This is a genomic window from Pseudomonas sp. UBA6753 (assembly GCF_002453565.1).
GTDB classification, from domain to species: Bacteria; Pseudomonadota; Gammaproteobacteria; order Pseudomonadales; family Pseudomonadaceae; genus Aquipseudomonas; species Aquipseudomonas putida_Z.
On sequence record NZ_DKHD01000030.1, the window covers coordinates 917 to 19214 of the forward strand.

Consider the following 18298-nt stretch of genomic DNA (forward strand, 5'->3'; position numbering starts at 1 on the left):
CCGCGCCCGGGCAGTGCGCCCAAGCCGGCCGCCAAGCCCGCCGAGGCCGAGGAGCAGGCCGCGCCACCGCGCCCGGCCCCGGTGCCGCCCCCGCGCTTCTCGTTGCAGTTGCTGCGTGCCGGCAGCTGCCTGCTGCTGGTGGAGTTGGCCACCGGCCAGCCGTTCCAGAGCCGCGACCCGTCCTACCTGCTGCTCAAGGACATGCTGCGCGCCGCCGGCCTGCCCGACGCCCCGCAGATCATCGGCGAGCCGGTGCGCTGGCCGCTGCTGGTGCGCGGCAACATGGACCAGGGCCCGGAGGCGGCGCGCGATTTCGTCCAGGGCTTTGTCCAGGCGCGCCTGGAAGACGCCCCGTGCACCTGCCTGTGGCTGGTCGGCCTGCCGGCGCTGCGCTTTGCCGCCAATGTCGACGGCGAAGCCTATTACCAAACCCTGAAGCTCGAGGGCCTGGGCGAAGCCTGGGCGTTGCCGGGCCTTGAACTGTTGATGGACGAGCCGCAGCGCAAGGCGGACGTCTGGAAAGCCATGCGCCAGCTGATGGCGCGCTGGAAGAGCGTTGAATGAGTGACTCGATCAGCTTCCGCCCGATGACCGAGGCGGATCTGGATGCCGTACTTAAGATCGAATATGCCGCGTTCAGTCATCCCTGGACTCGAGGGATCTTTCAGGATGCGCTCAAGTCGTACGAAATCTGGCTGATGTTCGACGGCCAGCAGCAGGTGGGCCATGGGGTGATCAACGTGATCATCGACGAGGCGCACCTGCTCAACATCACCGTCAAGCCGGAAAACCAGGGCCGCGGCCTGGGCCTGCGCCTGCTCGAGCACCTGATGGCCCGGGCCTACCAGCTCAATGGCCGGGAGTGCTTCCTGGAAGTGCGCGCCAGCAACCAGTCGGCCTATCGTTTGTACGAGCGCTACGGTTTCAACGAAATCGGCCGCCGCCGCGACTATTACCCGGTTGCCGGTGGCCGTGAAGACGCCCTGGTGATGGCCTGCACCCTGCTCGAGGACTGACCTTGCAGGGGCTGGCGCTGTCACGCAGGCAAACCCTGATGAGGCAACGACCATGCACGACCTGCAGGAACTGATCGACAACAACGCCCGCTGGGCCGACGCGATCAACCAGCGCGACCCCGACTTCTTCGCCAAGCTGGCCCGCCAGCAGACTCCCGAATTCCTCTGGATTGGCTGCTCCGACGCCCGCGTGCCGGCCAACGAAATCGTCGGCATGCTGCCGGGCGATCTGTTCGTCCACCGCAACGTTGCCAACGTGGTGCTGCACACTGACCTCAACTGCCTGTCGGTGATCCAGTACGCGGTGGAAGTACTGAAAGTGCGGCACATCCTGGTCACCGGCCACTACGGTTGCGGTGGCGTGCGCGCCGCCATGCAGGATCGCCAGCTGGGCCTGATCGACGGCTGGCTGCGCTCGATCCGCGACCTGTATTACGAAAAGCGCGCCGAGCTGGCCAAGCTGGACAACGAAGAGGCCAGGGTCGACCGCCTGTGCGAACTGAACGTCATCCAGCAGGTCGCCAACGTGGCTCATACCAGCATCGTGCAGAACGCCTGGCACCGTGGTCAGGAACTGTCGGTGCATGGCTGCATCTATGGCATCAAGGATGGCCGGTGGAAGAGCCTGGACACCACCATCAGCGGCTTCGCCCAGCTGCCGCCGCAGTATCGGTTGCGGGCGTTGGAGTAGTAACGTTTACCAGTTTGGCGCGGCCCCTTGCAGGGATGGTCAAGGAATGAAAAAACTGCTTCTGGCTGCAAGCCTTCTGATAACGGCCACTGCCCACGCCGACGAACGCGACCTGTGGATGTTCGCCCAGTGGGCTGGCGACCATCACACGCGTCCCTTCCGTGAAATGCTGGTGGATGCCCGCCTTTACGGCATAGTGCCTATCCATCAGCTGCTGCGTTCGGCTTCGGACTGGAAGCTGTGCCACGCGTCCCCCTTCGCCGTGCCGCCTGCCAGCAACTGGCCGGCAGTGCGTTCTACGCTCTCGCTGATCAAGGCGCTCGACGACCAGGGCATCCTGCGCCAGTTCGAGGTGGTTTCGGCCTATCGAGACCCACGCCTGAACGTCTGCGCCGGCGGGGCGGCCAACAGCGCCCATACCCGGGCGTTCGCCGTCGATATCCTGCTACCCGACTGGGCGGACCCCAACCCGCTGTGCCGTTTCTGGCAGCAGTATGGCCAGGCCTGGAACATGGGCCTGGGGCGCTATCCGTCCGGGCGTATTCATGTGGATACCGCGGGTTACCGCACCTGGGGTGGTGACGGCCGTGCAGGTTCGTCGTTCTGTATCAAACCCAGATGAGCCAGGCAGCTCCTGCATTCGCCCATCACCCACGTGGCGAAGCGCTGGCGCTTGCCGTCGTCTTCCAGCGGCTGAGGGCTGAGCAGGTGGTAGGCCGAGCCGTCACGCACAAAGCCGAACGGCGCCTGCAACTGCCCGCTGTCGAGTTCGTCGCGCACCATGAGGGCTGAGGCCATGGCCAGGCCCAGGCCGGCGCTGGCGGCCTGAATCGACAGGTAGAAGTGCTCGTAGTCGCTGCGCTCGGTATGCCGGGCCTGCTGGCCGCTCAGGCGCAGCCAGTTGGGCCAGGCGCCGGGGCGGGTGGCGCTGTGCAGCAGGCGTTGGCCTTCAAGTTGGATGGGGGCGGTGGGGTGGCAGACCGGGCCGATCCATTCGTCGCAGATCTTCTGGTTGTACAGCTGCTTGTCCCAGTGGAAGTCATCGCGGCGAATTGCCAGGTCGACACCACTGCGGGCGAAGTCCAGTGGCCCGCCTGCGGCCACCAGGTGCAACTGCAGGTCGGGATGGGCGGCATGGAAGCGGGGCAGGCGCGGGATCAGCCAGCGCATGGCGATGGTCGGCTCGCACGACAGCACCAGCACGTTGTCGCGGGCCTGTTGTTGCAAGCGCTGCACGGCGCCTTCGAGCTGTTCGAAGATTGCCTGGGTGGTGCCCTGCAAGGCACGGCCGGCAGGGGTAAGGAAAATGGCCCGGTTGCGGCGCTCGAACAACTCCACACCAAGGCTTTCTTCAAGCAGGCGCACCTGGCGGCTGACTGCGCCATGGGTGACGTGCAGGTGCTCGGCGGCGCGCACGAAGCTCTCGGTTTCGGCGGCGATGTCGAAGTAGCGGAAGGCATTGAGTGGCGGAAGTTTCATGGCATTTGTGTTGCCAGTACCGGCCTCTTCGCGGGCTTGCCCGCTCCCACAGGGTTTCACACCAACTGAGAGTTGTGGGTTACCTGTGGGAGCGGGCGAGCCCGCGAAGAGGCCGGCACCGGCACTACACCTCTGTGAAAAAAACTATCAGATTTGCTTCACTATAAATCGATTTTTCCTGGGCTATAAGCTCTCGATAATTACCAAGTCTGTGCATTTCCATCGCCTATCGAGAGCCACCAGCATGACCGAACTCATTGCCGTCGCCCTGTTCACCCTGCTTGCCGTCATCAGCCCCGGTGCCGACTTCGCCATGGTCACCCGCAGCAGTTATGCACAGGGTCGCAAGGCCGGGCTGGCTGCCGCCGTGGGCATTGCCCTGGGAGTGCAGGTGCACGTTCTGTACACGGTGCTGGGCATCGCGGTGATCATCAGCCAGAGCCCGACCCTGTTCCTGGGCATGAAAGTGCTGGGCGCGGGTTACCTGGTCTACCTGGGTTACCAGTCGCTGACCAACACCCGGCGAATCAGCCTCGACGGGGTTGCCGCATCCGCAGCCAGCGTAACGCAGGCCCTGCGCACGGGCTTTCTGACCAACGCCCTCAACCCCAAGACCATGCTGTTCGTCATCAGTGCCTTCACCCAGGTGGTGCAGCCTGGCAGCTCGCTGGCGCTGGATTTTGCCTACGGCGCTTTCATGTCCGTTGCCCACTGGCTGTGGTTCAGCCTGGTGGCGGTGTTTTTCTCCAGCACGGCATTGCGCAAGGCGATGATCGAGCGGCAAAGGCTGGTGGACCGGGTAATCGGCCTGGCGCTGATCGGGTTGGGCCTGGCAGTGGCGGTGACCGGCATGCGTTGAGGTAGCGATTGCATGCCCTGTAGGGGGAGGGGCAGGCCTGTGGTATTTTTCGCAGGCAAAGAAAAAGGGCTTACCTTGCGGTAAGCCCTTCGTCTTGTTTGGTGGCTACACAGGGACTTGAACCCCGGACCCCAGCATTATGAATGCTATGCTCTAACCAACTGAGCTATGTAGCCGATGGCGCGCATTATTCTCTTGAACGGCCCCCCTGTCAACACTCATTTCAAAAAAAATTTGCACGCTTTCAAAAACTTAGCGGCCAGGCCCTGGTTCTGCGTTGCCCAACGGCATGTCGCCGGCTTTCTACTGCCCGTTGCGCCAGCCATCGGTGCCCTTGAGGTCGGCTTTCTGTAACGGGCCGATACGCCCGCCATCGAAGGTTACCCGCTCGCCCGCCGATACAAGGCGCTGTTCGCCACCCTGGATAACCATGGCCTTGCCACTGAACACTACCAGTTCGTCATGCCCGGCATGGCGGGTGACCTGCAGGCGGGTACCGAACACCTGGATGCGCGCATCGCCCACTGTCACCTCCATGGCCCGGCCGTCGAGCATCACTTCCAGGTATACCCGGCCCTGTACCAGCTGCAGCTGGCGCGTGCGGCCGCGCAGGTCGGCGTTCATCGCGCTGGCGCTGCCCAGGTGCAGGGTGGTGCCATCGGCCAGGCGGATACTGCGGCGTTCACCTGCATCGGTGTGCAGTTCGCTGCCCAGGCGCTGCATCAGCGGCCAGTACAGGTAGGCTGCAGCGCCCAGCCCCAGCAGGAATAGCAGCGCCAGCCATTTGCCCATGTGGCTGCGGCGCGTGTTGATCTGCCGAGGGCGGGGGCGGTCAGGCTGCAGCTGATTGGCGAGCATCTGGCTCATGGGTTCGATCTGCTCGCGATAGGGGCCGTTTCGCCCAACGATGACAGGGGTATGGGCCAAGGATGCTAATTATATTGATAACCATTTTCAAGTGCGTCACGACAGAGGGATAAAAAAGGTAGCTATGTATCTATTTGTTTCCCGATAATCGGATCCCAAACTGCTGACGGAGATTCAGGCACATGGCTATCAGTAGCGCCTCCACGGCGCCCACCAGTGCGGCGGCGAGCCAAGCCACGCCGCTGGTGATGCGCATCATCGGTTTCTGCGCCCTGGCGCACCTGATCAATGACCTGATCCAGTCGGTGCTGCCGGCGATCTACCCGATGCTCAAGGCCAACTACGACCTGAGTTTCGCCCAGATCGGCATGATTACCCTGACGTTCCAGATCACCGCCTCGCTGCTGCAGCCTTGGGTCGGCTTCTTCACCGATCGCCGACCGGCGCCGAACCTGCTGCCGCTGGGCACCCTGTGTACCCTGGTGGGTATAGTGATGCTGGCCTTCGTCGGCAGCTTCCCCATGATTCTGCTGGCCTCGGCGCTGGTGGGGATCGGCTCGTCGACCTTCCACCCGGAAACCTCGCGTATTGCGCGCCTGGCCTCGGGCGGGCGCTTCGGCCTGGCCCAGTCGACCTTTCAGGTCGGCGGGAACACCGGCTCTGCGCTGGGCCCACTGCTGGCGGCGGCCATTGTCATTCCGTTCGGTCAGAGCCACGTGGCCTGGTTCGGCCTGGCTGCGCTGTTCTTCCTCGGCGTCACCCTGATGCTGCGTAGCTGGTACAAGGAGCACCTCAACCAGGCCAAGGCGCGCAAGGCAGTGCAGGCGACCCACGGCATTTCCCGCGGGCGGGTGGTCGCGGCGCTGATCGTGCTGGGCCTTCTGGTGTTCTCCAAGTACTTCTACATGGCCAGCTTTACCAGCTACTTCACCTTCTACCTGATCGAGAAGTTCGATGTGTCGGTGGCCAGCTCGCAGCTGCACCTGTTCCTGTTCCTCGGTGCGGTGGCGGCAGGTACCTTCTTTGGCGGGCCGATCGGTGACCGCATCGGGCGCAAGGCGGTGATCTGGTTCTCGATCCTTGGCGTGGCGCCGTTCACCCTGGTACTGCCGTATGCCGACCTGTTCTGGACCACCGTGTTGAGCGTGGTGATCGGCTTTATCCTGGCTTCGGCGTTTTCCGCGATCGTGGTGTATGCGCAGGAGTTGGTGCCGGGCAGCGTGGGCATGATTGCCGGGATCTTCTTCGGGCTGATGTTCGGCTTTGGTGGCATCGGTGCAGCCTTGCTGGGGTATGTGGCGGACCTGCGTGGCATCGAGTACGTGTACGAGGTGTGTTCGTTCCTGCCGTTGTTCGGGTTGCTGGCGGTGTTCTTGCCAAGTACCGGCAAGCGCTGATGTCGCCGGGGCTGCTTTGCAGCCCATCGCCGGCAAGCCAGCTCCCACCTCGACCGCATCGGCCTCAAGCCATGCGCAGTCCCTGCAGGAGCCTGGTTTGCCAGCGATGGGGCCAGTACAGGTAGTACAAGTCAGTTGCCCCCGCCTTGACCTCATTGGGCTCAGGCTGGTGCAATCCCTGTGGGAGCTGGCTTGCCGGCGATGGGGCGCGCAGCGGCCCCTGACGATTGACGGCCTGACACCCTTGGCCTAGAGTCCGCCTTTCCCCAACCACCTGCGTAGTAGTCAAAGCGATGTGCCGTACCCAGTCCCTGCCAAACGCCCGCCAGCCTGCCTTCCAGGCCCTGCGTCGTGCGTGGCCGAGCGATACGGTGCTCAAGCGTCGCCGCAGCGTGCTGTTTGCCTTCACCTTCTCGCCACACCTCGCCTGAACTGATCTGCGCTTTCGCGTCGCTCGCCACCCTGGCGTGCGCGCCTGTGTCTGCACGTCTTTTCGGTTTGCAAGGAGTGGTACATGAACATGCGTTTGCTGGCGGGCCTGTTGTTCGCCGTTTCGGTCGTGGGTTTCAGTTTGGGGGCCAGCCTGCCGCTGGTGTCGTTGCGCCTGCATGAAGCCGGTGCGAGCACCCTGGAAATCGGCATCATTTCGGCCATCCCCGCTGCGGGCATGATGCTCTCGGCGTTCCTGGTCGACGCCTGCTGTCGCCACCTCACCCGGCGCACCATCTACCTGCTGTGCTTCAGCCTGTGCACGCTCAGCATTGGCTTGCTCGAGTCGGCGTTCGGCTCGCTGTGGCTGCTGGCGCTGTTGCGCCTGGGCCTGGGGCTGGGCATGGGTATCGCCATCATCCTCGGCGAGTCGTGGGTCAACGAACTGTGCCCGGAGCACAACCGCGGCAAGATCATGGCCCTGTACGCCACCAGCTTCACCGGCTTCCAGGTGCTCGGCCCGGCCATGTTGGCGGTGCTGGGCGCCGACAGCCCGTGGATCACCGGCGTGGTCACCGCCTGCTATGGCCTGGCGCTGCTGTGCATCGTGCTGACCGTGCCCAACGACCATGTGGAACATGAAGAGGGTGAAAAGAGCTTCGGCCTGGCCGGTTTCTTCCGTGTGGCGCCGGCGTTGTGCGTGGCGGTGCTGTTCTTCTCGTTCTTCGATGCCGTGGTGCTGTCGCTGCTGCCGGTGTATGCCACCAGCCATGGCTTTGCCGTGGGCGTGGCGGCGCTGATGGTGACCGTGGTGTTTGCCGGTGACATGTTGTTCCAGTTGCCGCTTGGCTGGTTGGCCGACCGGGTGGAGCGCACCGGGCTGCACCTGGTATGCGGGCTGCTGGCGATGGCGATCGGTATCGGCCTGCCCTGGCTGCTGAACCTGACCTGGCTGCTGTGGCCGCTGCTGGTGCTGCTGGGCGCCGTGGCAGGGGGCATCTATACCCTGGCGCTGGTGCTGATCGGGCAGCGTTTCAAGGGGCAGGACCTGGTTACCGCCAATGCCAGCGTGGGCTTGCTGTGGGGTGTGGGTAGCCTGGTCGGGCCGCTGGTCAGCGGTGCGGCGATGGATGTGGCGCCGCATGGTCTGCCCATCGCGCTGGCGCTGATGGCCGGGTTGTTCGTGTGCTTTGCCCGGCAGTCGTACCGGCGCGCGGGGCGGTTGCGGGCGGTGGCGGACTGAGGTTTTCCAGGGCTGCTCAATACCTGTGGGAGCGGCCTTGTGTCGGGAAAGGGCCGCAAAGCGGCCCCAGCAATCTGGCCGGCGCAGTTGAAACCCTGGGGCCGCTTCGCGGCCCTTTCGCGACACAAGGCCGCTCCCACAAGGCGACCGTGTTGCCCCGTCAGAAACTCCCGCGCAAGGTCACCGACACATTGCGCGGCTCCCCCCAGTAGTACCCCGTCGCCGTGGTACCGATCTGCCGGTAGTACTTCTTGTCGAAGATGTTGTTGGCGTTCAGTTGCACTGAGTAGTTGTCGTTGATGCGATAACCGAGCATGCCGTTGTAAACCGCATACCCCGCCTGGGTCGCCTTGGCCGTGCCGCTTTCGGAATAGATATCGCTCTGCGCCTGCACGCCGCCGCCAATGGTCCAGGCATCCAGCGTGCCCGGCAGGCGGTAGCTGGTGAACAGCCGCAGCATGTGCTCCGGGTCGGTGGTGCGGATCGCGTTGCCATTGGTGGCTGCCGAGTTCTTCAGGTACTCGGTGGTGTTGTAGGTGTAGCCACCGGTGACCTGCCAGCCCGGCAGCACTTCGCCGGAAATCTCCAGGTCGATGCCCTCGCTGCGGCTCTTGCCCGAGGCGATCTTGCAGCGGCCGGTGGTGCCGTTGCAGCCGATCTCCGTGGACATGTCATCCACCGGCGTACCCACCTGGTTGATACGGAAAAACGCCAGGCTGGTGTTCAACCGGCCATCGTAGAACTCGCCCTTGATGCCCGTTTCGTAGGCTTCGCCGATGATCGGGTCGAGCACCGAGTTGTTCTTGTCCACCACTGTCTGCGGGCTGAATATCTCGGTGTAGCTGGCGTACACGCTGAAGTTGTCATTCAGGTCGTAGATCAGCGCCGCGTACGGCACGATCTTCTCATCGACGCTGAACTTGCCGTTGGCTCCGGTGTTGTTTTCCTGCTCGTAGTCATACCAGTTGGCTCGCGCGCCGATGATCGCGGTCAGCGGTTCGGCCAGCGAAATGCGCCAGGTGGCGTGCGCGGCTTGCTGGGTGGTACGGGTGCGCACCGGGTGTGCGGTGATGTCGATGTCCGGCTCGGGCAGGCTGGTTTTCGGGTCCCAGTAGCGGATGTCGTACAGCCCGGAAATCACCCGGTTGGTGGCCGACGCGTAGGAATCGTTGCGAATCCGTTCGACGCCGACCATCAGCTCGTGGGTGCGGCCAAACAGGTCGAACGGGCCGTTGAGGGTGGCGCTCAGGTTGTTCTGCAGGCTCTCGCCGCCGTCGCCTTCGGTAACCTGGTATCGCATCAGGTACGGGTTGCCGGTGGGGTTCAGGTTGGCTGGTGCGCGCTCCATGTAGGTTTGCTTGAAGCCATGATCGTCCAGCTCGAAGTGGGTACGCAGGGCCATCAGCTTCAGCGTCCAGTCGTTGTCGAAGCGGTGTTCCAGTTCGGCAAAGGTGTTCAGGTTGCTGCGGTCCCAGCGGTTCCAGTCGGCGCCCAGGTAGGTGCTGCGGCCGAAGGGCAGAGGGGCGCCGCTGGCGTCGGCGGGCAGGTTGCCCCAGGCGCCAGTGGCGTCGAGCTTGGTCCACTCGACACCGGTGGTCAGCGTGGTGCTGTCGTCCAGGTCGAAGGCCAGCGAGCCGCCGAACGCTTCCTTGCGCTCCATGCGCGAGTCCTGGAACAGGTCGCGGTCGTCATGCACGGCGATCACCCGCCCGCGTACGTTGCCGGTTTCGGTCAGCGGGCCGGAGATATCGGCCACATAGCGCTGGGCATTCCACGAGCCCAGGGTCACGCTGCCCGTAGCCTGGAAGTCATGGGTCGGGCGCTTGCGCACCAGGTTCACCGTGCCCGACGGGTTGCCGGCGCCACGCAGCATGCCGGTGGCGCCGCGCAGCACTTCGGCGCGGTCGATGAACGCCGAGTCGGTCTGGATGAACGAACCGCCACCGCTGCTCTGCACCACGGTGGCGCCGTCATACTGGATGGCATCGATGGCAAAGCCACGCGAGTAGTACTGCACCCGCTCGCTGTCGGTGTAGTTGACCACCACGCCGGGTGTCTGCTCCAGCAGGTTGGTCAGGTTGGTGATGTTCTGGTCATTGATGCGCTGGCGGGTTATCACGCTGACCGATTGCGGGGTATGGCGCAGGGTTTGCGGCATCTTGCCGATGGTCACTTCGCCGGTAGTGTAGGAGCCGGTGTGCTCGGTGGTTTCACCCAGGCGGTCGCTGGAAATGCTGGTCGCGCCCAGCTCAAGGGCGTTTCCCACATCCAGTGCCGGGATCAGCAGGAAGCTGGTTGCGCTTTCCTGCTGGACCTGCACGTTGCTGCCCTGCAACAGGATCGACAGCGCTCCCGCACTGTCATGCCGGCCCTGCACGCCGCGGGTGGTCTTGCCCTGCAGGCTGTTCGCGTCGAACGACAGGCTCAGGCCGCCCTGGCGGGCCAACTGGTCCAGCGCCGGGGCCAGCGGGCCGGCCGGGATGTTCCAGTCGGTCTGCTGGCTCTGGCTGGCCACTGCAGCCTGGGCCATGGCCGGGAAGGCACCGCCAGCTGCCAGGCCAAGGCCGAACACGGCCGCGCGCACGGCACGGCGCAGCCTGTCGTTGCGAGGGGAACACGGGGCAATCATGAAGCGCTCCTGAAGGTTGTGAAGACCACTTTTCGGGTTTTGTTCCTTCAGGCCGGACGAGAATGAGATTCCACCTCATTTATTTTCGGAAATTTTCAGGCCGCACCGATGCTCACCCAATAACGCGTGCGGTAGTCGACCCGCACCGGCAGGCTGCGGGTGAGCAGCTGCAGGATCTGCCCGGTGTCGGCCAGCTGGTAGGTACCGGACACCTTCAGGTCTGCCACTTCCGGGGCACAGCGCAGCAGGCCCGGGCGGTAACGCGCCAGCTCGGCGATGAACTCGCCCAGCGGCATCTGCTGCACGCTGAGCACGCCGTCGGTCCAGCCCCAGGGGTCGCTGTGCAGCGTCACCGCCTGGAAGCTGCCGCTGGCCCACACCTGCAAGGTTTCGCCTGGCAGCACCCGACGTGGCGAGGCCGAGGTGGGGAACAGCGTGACGTCGCCCCGGCGTACCGCCAGCAACAGGCCCTGGTCGTTCTCGCGCAGCAGCAGTTGGCCGTCGAGGGTGGCCAGTTGGCCAATGTGGGTGTCGATGCGGAACGGGCGGTTATCGTTGGGGTTGCTGTCCAGGCTCACCTCGCCACGCACCAGTTGCAGCCGGCGCTGCTCGGCGCTGTAACGCAGGTCGATGGCGCTGGCGGTATTGAGCTGGATGCGGCTGCCATCGCTGCCTTGCAACTGGCGGCGTTCGCCGGTGGCAGTGCTGCTGTCGGCCAGCAGCTGGGGTATGCCCAACGGTTCGCGCGCGGCCCAGCCCAGGCTGCCGCCCACGGCCAGCACGGCCAGCAGCTTGAGGTGGTCGCGGCGGCTGATGCGCTGGCGCTGGCTGCCATCCAGAGTGCGGCGGCTCAGGCCCTTGGGCAGCCCGGCCAGTTCGTCACTGAGGTGGCTGACCCGCTGCCAGGCCAAGGGGTTGTCCGGATGGCTGGCCAGCCAGTGCTGGAACTGCTGCTCGGTACGCGGGCAGGGGCTGTCGAAGCGCAGCTTCACCAGCCAGTCGATGGCCTGGTCGACCTGCGCCTGCGCGGGCGCGCTGTCAGGCGTCGGCATAGCGCAACCGGTAGCAGACGCCCAGGGCCTTGGCCAGGTCCCGCTCGACGGTGGCCCGCGACACACCCAGGCGCAGGGCGATCTGCACGATGCTCAAACCATCGAGCTGAGCCAGCAGGAAAGCCTGGCGGGCACGCGGTTTCAGCTGGTGCAGGGCACGGTCGAGGCGCGCCAGGGTATCCAGGATGACCAGTCGATCTTCTTCGCTGGGCACTTCGGCTTCGGGCAGGTGAGCCAGGCTTTCCTGGTAGGCCCGTTCCAGCGCGCGGCGGCGGAACTGGTCGATCATCAGGCCACGGGCGATGCTGCTGAGGTAGGCGCGTGGCTCCTTCAGCGGCGAAAGCTGGCGGGCCCGCAACAGCCGCACGAAGGTATCCTGCGCCAAGTCGGCGGCGTGCTCGCTGCAACCGACCCGGCTGCGCAGCCAGCCGCTGAGCCAACGGTGGTGGGCCTGGTAGAGCAGAGCGACCTCGGTCGGCTTGAGCGTGTCGTTGATCTGCATCTTGGCGAAGGCCCGGTCCTATGGATGTATGCGATTGTGAATAGTTCTCAATTCTATGCGGGGACGATGGCGCGGAGCAATGGCACGCCAGGAATTAGCCGCGCAAGAACCGGCGTTTGCCCGATGAACGGCTGCGCTAAGCTGGACCTGCAATCGACTTGATGGAGGTGTCATGATCCGGGCCGACCTTTCGCCTGACGCGTACCGCGAGGCCACCGAATATCTGGCGGCGCTCGACCCGGACTGGTCGCGGCATATCGCGGCGACCGGGCCTTGCCTGCACCAGGCCACGCCGGGGCGTGAGCCTTACGAGGTGTTGGTGCGGGCGATTGCCTACCAGCAACTGCATGCCCGTGCTGCCGAGGCAATTCTTGGGCGCTTGCTGGCGCTGTTCCCGGAGGCTGCGTTCCCAGGGCCGGAGCAGTTGTTGGCGGTTACACCAGAAACCATGCGCGCCTGTGGTTTTTCCGCGAGCAAGATGGCGACGATCCAGGGTATTGCCCAGGGCCGGCTGGATGGCCTGGTGCCGAGCCGGGAAGAGGCACTGGCCATGGCTGACGAGGCGTTGATCGAACGGCTGGTGGCATTGCGCGGGGTAGGGCGGTGGACGGTGGAGATGTTGCTGATCTACAGCCTGGCGCGTTCGGACGTTCTGCCGGTCGACGATTTTGGCGTGCGCGAGGGGTATCGGCGGCTGAAAGGGCTGGACAAGGCGCCGACACCGGCGCAAATGCGTTCGCTGGGTGGCGGCTGGCGGCCATACCGTACCGTGGCGGCCTGGTATCTGTGGCGGGCCTGAGGTCTTGCACCGCCTGTGCCGGCCCTTTCGCGGGCACGCCCGCTCCCACAGGGATTTCCACAGCCTTGAAGGTCTATGCAGTAGCTGAAGTTGTAGGTAAACCGGCCTCAAAGGCATGGCACAACATCCGAAACCGACACGGTACCTGTGGGAGCGGGCATGCCCGCGAAGAGGCCGGCACAGGCAACAACCTATCTGGACATTTACCAATGAACCCCTACACCACCCCCGACCAACGCTGGCAAGCCGTAGAATCCCGCGAAACCGCCGCCACCGGCCACTTCGTCTACGCCGTGCGCACCACCGGCATCTACTGCCACCCCGGCTGCAAATCGCGCCTCGCCAAGCGAACCAACGTCGAGTTCTACGACACCCCAGCCGCCGCCGAAGCCGCCGGCTACCGCGCCTGCAAACGTTGCACCGCCACCACCAGCGCCAGCGCCACCCGCCACAGCCAGCTGGTCACCCGCGCCTGCCGGCTGATCGAAGCCAGCGACCCCGCGCCCAGCCTCGATCAACTCAGCGCCCAACTGGCCGTCAGCCCTTTCCACCTGCACCGCCTGTTCAAGGCCGAAACCGGCCTCACCCCCAAGGCCTACGCCACCGCTTTCCGTGCCCGGCGCCTTCGCGCGCACCTGGACGATGGCCAGCGCTCTGTCACCGATGCCATCTATGACGCCGGCTACAACTCCAACAGCCGTTTCTACGAAAGCGCCGACCACCGCCTGGGCATGCGCCCGCGGCAATACCGCGCCGGCGGCGCCGGGGCAACCATCCACTTCGCCCTCGGCCAGTGCTCTCTGGGCGCGATCCTGGTGGCCCAGAGCGAGAAGGGCATTTGCGCGATCCTGCTGGGCGACGACCCCGAGGCCCTGCTGCGCGACCTGCAGGACCAGTTCCCCAAGGCCCACCTGGTCGGTGGCGACAGTGCCTACGAACGGTTGGTCGCCGAGGTGGTGGGCTTCGTCGAAGCCCCGGCGCTGGGCCTGGCCTTGCCCCTGGATGTGCAAGGCACTGCGTTCCAGGAGCGGGTGTGGCAGGCCCTGCGCGAGGTGCCGGCCGGCAGCCAGGTCAGCTACACCGACATCGCCGAGCGCATCGGCGCGCCCAAGGCGGTGCGTGCGGTGGCCATGGCCTGCGCGGCCAACCACATCGCTGTGGCCATCCCTTGTCATCGGGTGGTGCGCCGCGACGGCGACATCAGCGGCTACCGCTGGGGTGTCGAGCGCAAACAGCAACTGCTCAAACGAGAAACGGCACTCTCCTGATTGCCTGAAGCCGCGTAGAATCCCCCGCCAAATCGAATTGTAAAGAGGAATATTCGATGAGGCGTGTCAGCCTTGCCCGTTTTTGCCCAGGCCTGATGGTTTTCATGGCCCTGATGCTGGCCATTGCCAGCCCGGCCTGGTCGGCCCCGGCCACGCCGTTGTCCAATCTGGCGGTTGCCGAAGCGAACGTGCTGGATGAAAACGCCAGCATCGAGCAGTTGAGCGATCGACTGGACCAGATCCGCCAGGGTGTCACCAGCGAGGCCAACGACGATCTGCTGTCGCAACTGCGCCTGGGCGCCATGCAGGTCCAGCGCCAGGCCGATGCGTTAAGTGCCCTGCGCACCACGGATGTGGAGAAAGTCGACGACAAGCTCAAGGTCATCGGGCCGGTCCAGCCGGACGAGGCTGCCACCCTGACCCAGCAGCGCAAGGAGCTGGAGGCCGAGAAGAAGGCCTTGGTAGCCCAACGGGACCAGGCGACCAAGCTGACCCAGTCGGCCCGCGACCTGTCCACGCAAATCGTCAACCTGCGCCGCAGCCAGTTCAACTCGCAGATCACCAGCCGCGCGGCCTCACCGCTGAGCCCGGCGTTCTGGCAGAGCATCATTCGCCCCACCCAGGACGACGTGGCACGCCTGCGTGACCTGCGTGGCGAGACGGCCGATGCCATCGGCAGTGCCTTCAGCGCCGAAAATCGCTGGCTGTTCATTACCAGCCTGGTGGCGGCAATCCTGGTCTGGACCTTGGTGCGCCGCGTGCTCGAGCGCCTGCTGGCCGACGCCATGGTCAGCTGGCTACCCGAAGGCCGCCTGCGCCGCAGTGCGTTGGCGCTGGGCGTGAGCCTGGCAACGCTGGGTACCATCGCCGGTTCGGTCTCGCTGCTGCGATGGGGGCTGGAGAGCAGCGCCGAGCTGGGCGCCGATATTGCCAGCCTGGCCAACCATGTACTTGCCCTGGTGGTGTTCAGCGCCTTCATCACCGGCCTGGGCCGCGCCATGCTGATGCTGCAACGCCCGTCCTGGCGCCTGCCGCCGATCCACGACGAAGTGGCCAGCGCCCTGGGCTGGTTCCCCAAGGTGCTGGCGTTGGCGCTGATGGTCATGATGACCATGGAACGCATCAACAGCGTGATCGGTGCCAGCCTGGCGCTGACCGTGGCGGTCAACGGCCTGACCGCGCTGGTTGTGGCGGTTACCTTCGCCGGTGCGCTGCTACGTTACCGCCGCACCCTGCGCAAGCATGACCTGGAGCGCCCCACGGGCCTGGCCGGGCTGATCCCGTTCGTGATGGTGATCTGGCTGACGCTGATCCTGCTGGCCCTGCTCGCCGGTTACCTGACGCTTGCCTACTTCCTCACCGCCAAGCTGCTGTGGGTCAGCCTGGTGATCACCTGTGCCTACCTCCTGACCACGTTCTTTGGCGACCTCTGCGAAACCCTGCTGTCGCCCCGCCAGCCCGGCGGCCTGGCGTTGGCCTCGACCCTGGGCCTGGCGCCACGTCACCAGGCCCAGGCCAGCACCATCCTGGCCGGCATCGGCCGCACCGTGGTGCTGTTCCTGGCGTTGTTGCTGGCATTGATGCCATCGGGCACCAGCCCCAGCGAGCTGCTGCTGAGCCTGGGTGATTGGGACGAGACCGGCGGCAAGCTGCTGGGCAACATGAACATTGTCCCCCAGGACATCCTGTTGGCAGTGGTGATGTTCCTCGGCGGCCTGTTCGCCATCCGCGTGGTCAAGCGCTGGCTGAGCGATCGCCTGCTGCCGGAAACCGACATGGACGCCGGCATGCGTGCCTCGCTGGTGACCCTGGTGGGTTACCTGGGCTTCATCTTCCTGGCCATGCTGGTGATGTCGACCCTGCGCATCAACCTCACCAGCCTGACCTGGGTGGTCAGTGCCCTGTCGGTGGGTATCGGTTTCGGCTTGCAGCAGATCGTGCAGAACTTCATCTCCGGCCTGATCCTGCTGACCGAGCGCCCGGTCAAGGTGGGCGACTGGGTCAGCCTGGCGGGCGTCGAGGGCGACATTCGCCGTATCAACGTGCGCGCCACCGAGATCCAGATGTCCGACCGCTCGACGGTTATCGTGCCCAACTCGCAGTTCATCTCGCAGAACGTGCGCAACGTGACCATGGGCAATGCCCTTGGCGTGGTCGGCATTACCCTGACCATGCCGCTGGAGACCGATGCCAACCGCGTGCGTGAGCTGCTGCTGGCGGCTTACCAGGAGCATGAGGCGATTCTGGATGCGCCGGCTACCTCGGTCACCTTCAAGGACCTGACCAGCAGCGGCATGGTGATAGGTGTGAGTGGTTACGTGGCGGGGCCGCGGCAGGTATCCGGTACGCGCAGTGACCTGTTGTTCACCATTCTTGGGCGCATGCGTGATGAAGGTATTGCCCTGTCGTCACCGCAGAGCATGGTGTTGGTGCAGGAGGGCGCTCGCTCGGCTGACGAGTCGGTGTGAAGCCAATCGCCGGCAAGCCGGCTCCCACAGGTACTGCGTATGGCTTGAAGTCGACGCGGTCCTTGTGGGAGCTGGCTTGCCGGCGATTGGGCTGCAAAGCAGCCCCAACCTCAATGCTGTTTGGCCTGCCTGATCCTCAGCAAAATCACCAGCAACACCAACAGCACCGGCGGCGCCATGGCCAACAGCCCATCCCGCGCCGTCAGCCCCAACCCCAGCACATTCAGCCCGCCATACAGCAGCTTGAACAGGTTCAGCAGGTAGTAGGTGATGGCAATGATCGACAGCCCCTCCACCGCCCGCTGGATCTTCACCTGGGCATCGGCCCGGGCATTGAGGCTGCGCAGGATCTCGGCGTTCTGTTCTTCCATCTCCACCTGTACCCGTGCCTGCAACAGGTCGCCCAGGTTGGCCACATTCTTCGCCAACTGCTCCAGGCGCTGCTCGGTGGCCGCGCAGTAGCGCACGGTCGGTTTGAACCGGCGTTCGATGAACACCCCCAGGCGCTGGCAGTCGCCCACATGGCTTTCCCGCAGCTCGCCCAGGCGTTCGAACACCAGTTGCGCATAGGCTTGCGTGGCGCCGAAGCGGTGGCGGGTTTTCACCGTGCGGCTGACCACCTGGCGTGACAGGTGGGCAATGGCCTCCAGCAACCCTTTGGAATCATGGCCATCGATTCCGGCACTGCGCTCCGAGAGGCTGACCAGGGTCTTGTCGAAGGCATCCAGGTCCTGGCTCAGGTCCTTGGCCGTGGTCAGGGTCAGCGAGGCCATCATGCGGTAGGTCTCGATCTCCAGCAGACGGCGGATCATGCGGCCCTGGCGGTAGGCATTGAGGCGACGGTTGATGAACAGGAAGCGGTTGGTGCCGTCTTCGGTCAGGCGAAAATCGCTCCACACCACCGCATCGCCACCGCCGACGCAGGAGCCGCACGGGTCCTTGAAACCGTAGTGGGGCAGGTCCAGTTCGTGTTCGTCACGGACCAGCACCTGCACCGCGTTGATCACTTGCGCCGCTTGCGGAGCGATAGCTTCGGCCAGCACCGGCGGCAGCGTTTGCCACTCGGCGTCGGCGGCAGTGCAGGGCACCACCAGGGTCAGGGTGAAGAACTCGGTGTGCCGTTCCCACTTGAACGGATGGCCATCCAGGCGGGTGATGCCTTGGGCGGCTGCGGTGTCCAGGGCATCCGGGCAGCAGCGTTGCAGCAGTGCCGCACAGGCAGCATCGCCGCCGAGCAAGGCCAGGTGGAAGACATGCGCCGGGCCGTCGAAATACAGCGACGGGCGGGCGTGCAGCTCGTTGTGCAAGGCGGTGCGTTCAGGGTGCATGGGTGGTCCGGCCTGGTGTTGTGATTGTGGGGGTACCAGGAAGTGGGACTTTGCGGGGGGAGGGGAAAGTCACGCGGGCGCAGAGTTTTGTGTCGCCTGTACCGGCCTCTTCGCGGGCAAGCCCGCTCCCACAGGTACGGTGCTGCCCTTCAGGCTGCGCTATCCCTGTGGGAGCGGGCGCGCCCGCGAACACCGGCGGAGCCGGTGCCAGGCACCGCGTCGGATTCTTCGCGGGCACGCCCGCTCCCACACGGTACGCGGACCGCTTGCG

The 18298-nt window shown here is 65.0% G+C and carries 16 protein-coding genes, 1 tRNA gene and 1 pseudogene; 11 read left to right on the plus strand and 7 right to left on the minus strand.

Annotation, left to right across the window (positions count from 1 at the left end; all coding sequences use genetic code 11):
* The 4 genes from B2790_RS10660 to B2790_RS10675 form a co-directional block, all read left to right on the plus strand.
* Positions 1–564: energy transducer TonB (locus B2790_RS10660; RefSeq protein ID WP_286918818.1), on the plus strand; the 564-nt coding region annotated here is incomplete at its 5' end.
* A complete protein-coding gene (gene rimI, locus B2790_RS10665) occupies positions 561–1016 on the plus strand; it encodes a ribosomal protein S18-alanine N-acetyltransferase (RefSeq protein WP_063911193.1) in 456 nt (151 codons plus the stop codon). The genes B2790_RS10660 and rimI, both read left to right, overlap by 4 nt.
* A gap of 52 nt (positions 1017–1068) precedes the next feature.
* Entirely contained in the window at positions 1069–1707 is a 639-nt protein-coding gene (can, locus tag B2790_RS10670; RefSeq protein WP_025337641.1) for a carbonate dehydratase, read from the plus strand.
* 46 nt (positions 1708–1753) lie between these two features.
* Entirely contained in the window at positions 1754–2329 is a 576-nt protein-coding gene (locus tag B2790_RS10675; RefSeq protein ID WP_085592580.1) for a D-Ala-D-Ala carboxypeptidase family metallohydrolase, read from the plus strand.
* Here B2790_RS10675 and B2790_RS10680 read toward each other — a convergent pair.
* Positions 2269–3186, minus strand: a complete 918-nt coding sequence (locus B2790_RS10680) for a LysR substrate-binding domain-containing protein (RefSeq protein ID WP_085617302.1) — start codon at positions 3184–3186, stop codon at positions 2269–2271. The two genes, B2790_RS10675 and B2790_RS10680, sit on opposite strands and share 61 nt — an antisense overlap.
* A gap of 244 nt (positions 3187–3430) precedes the next feature.
* Between B2790_RS10680 and B2790_RS10685 the strand changes: the two genes are divergently transcribed.
* Positions 3431–4045 (plus strand): LysE family translocator, encoded by a 615-nt coding sequence (locus B2790_RS10685; protein WP_025337645.1) that lies wholly within the window; start codon positions 3431–3433, stop codon positions 4043–4045.
* A gap of 99 nt (positions 4046–4144) precedes the next feature.
* Here B2790_RS10685 and B2790_RS10690 read toward each other — a convergent pair.
* Positions 4145–4221 (minus strand) — tRNA-Met (locus B2790_RS10690).
* Between the two features lie 130 nt (positions 4222–4351).
* A pseudogene (locus B2790_RS10695) lies at positions 4352–4912 on the minus strand (FecR family protein); the annotation flags it as partial.
* A 182-nt stretch (positions 4913–5094) separates the two neighbouring features.
* Between B2790_RS10695 and B2790_RS10700 the strand changes: the two are divergent.
* From B2790_RS10700 to B2790_RS10710, 3 genes are all read left to right on the plus strand, one after another.
* Complete coding sequence (locus B2790_RS10700) at positions 5095–6309, plus strand: MFS transporter (protein ID WP_286918819.1); 1215 nt, start codon at positions 5095–5097, stop codon at positions 6307–6309.
* 293 nt (positions 6310–6602) lie between these two features.
* Positions 6603–6740: a hypothetical protein gene (locus B2790_RS10705; protein ID WP_166674214.1), complete on the plus strand. Its 138-nt coding sequence runs from the start codon at positions 6603–6605 to the stop codon at positions 6738–6740.
* An 83-nt stretch (positions 6741–6823) separates the two neighbouring features.
* Positions 6824–7981: an MFS transporter gene (locus tag B2790_RS10710; protein ID WP_025337647.1), complete on the plus strand. Its 1158-nt coding sequence runs from the start codon at positions 6824–6826 to the stop codon at positions 7979–7981.
* A gap of 160 nt (positions 7982–8141) precedes the next feature.
* On the opposite strand, the gene B2790_RS10715 is transcribed toward B2790_RS10710, so the two are convergent.
* From B2790_RS10715 to B2790_RS10725, 3 genes are all read right to left on the minus strand, one after another.
* A complete protein-coding gene (locus B2790_RS10715; RefSeq protein ID WP_286918820.1) occupies positions 8142–10610 on the minus strand; it encodes a TonB-dependent siderophore receptor in 2469 nt (822 codons plus the stop codon).
* 95 nt (positions 10611–10705) lie between these two features.
* Positions 10706–11662 (minus strand): FecR domain-containing protein, encoded by a 957-nt coding sequence (locus tag B2790_RS10720; protein ID WP_286918821.1) that lies wholly within the window; start codon positions 11660–11662, stop codon positions 10706–10708.
* Positions 11649–12164 (minus strand): sigma-70 family RNA polymerase sigma factor, encoded by a 516-nt coding sequence (locus B2790_RS10725; protein WP_085617313.1) that lies wholly within the window; start codon positions 12162–12164, stop codon positions 11649–11651. Before B2790_RS10725 ends, B2790_RS10720 begins: the two co-directional genes overlap by 14 nt.
* Positions 12165–12336: 172 nt before the next feature.
* On the opposite strand from B2790_RS10725, the gene B2790_RS10730 reads away from it, so the two are divergent.
* The 3 genes from B2790_RS10730 to B2790_RS10740 all read left to right on the plus strand — a co-directional run bounded on the left by B2790_RS10730 (position 12337) and on the right by B2790_RS10740 (position 16699).
* On the plus strand, positions 12337–12963 hold the full coding sequence (locus B2790_RS10730) for a DNA-3-methyladenine glycosylase family protein (RefSeq protein ID WP_085592599.1): 627 nt from the start codon (positions 12337–12339) through the stop codon (positions 12961–12963).
* 209 nt (positions 12964–13172) lie between these two features.
* A complete protein-coding gene (gene ada, locus B2790_RS10735; protein ID WP_286918822.1) occupies positions 13173–14231 on the plus strand; it encodes a bifunctional DNA-binding transcriptional regulator/O6-methylguanine-DNA methyltransferase Ada in 1059 nt (352 codons plus the stop codon).
* Between the two features lie 56 nt (positions 14232–14287).
* Complete coding sequence (locus tag B2790_RS10740; RefSeq protein WP_286918823.1) at positions 14288–16699, plus strand: DUF3772 domain-containing protein; 2412 nt, start codon at positions 14288–14290, stop codon at positions 16697–16699.
* Positions 16700–16809: 110 nt separating this feature from the next.
* On the opposite strand, the gene B2790_RS10745 is transcribed toward B2790_RS10740, so the two are convergent.
* Positions 16810–18027 (minus strand): DUF3422 domain-containing protein, encoded by a 1218-nt coding sequence (locus B2790_RS10745; RefSeq protein WP_286918824.1) that lies wholly within the window; start codon positions 18025–18027, stop codon positions 16810–16812.
* Positions 18028–18298 lie beyond the last annotated feature (271 nt).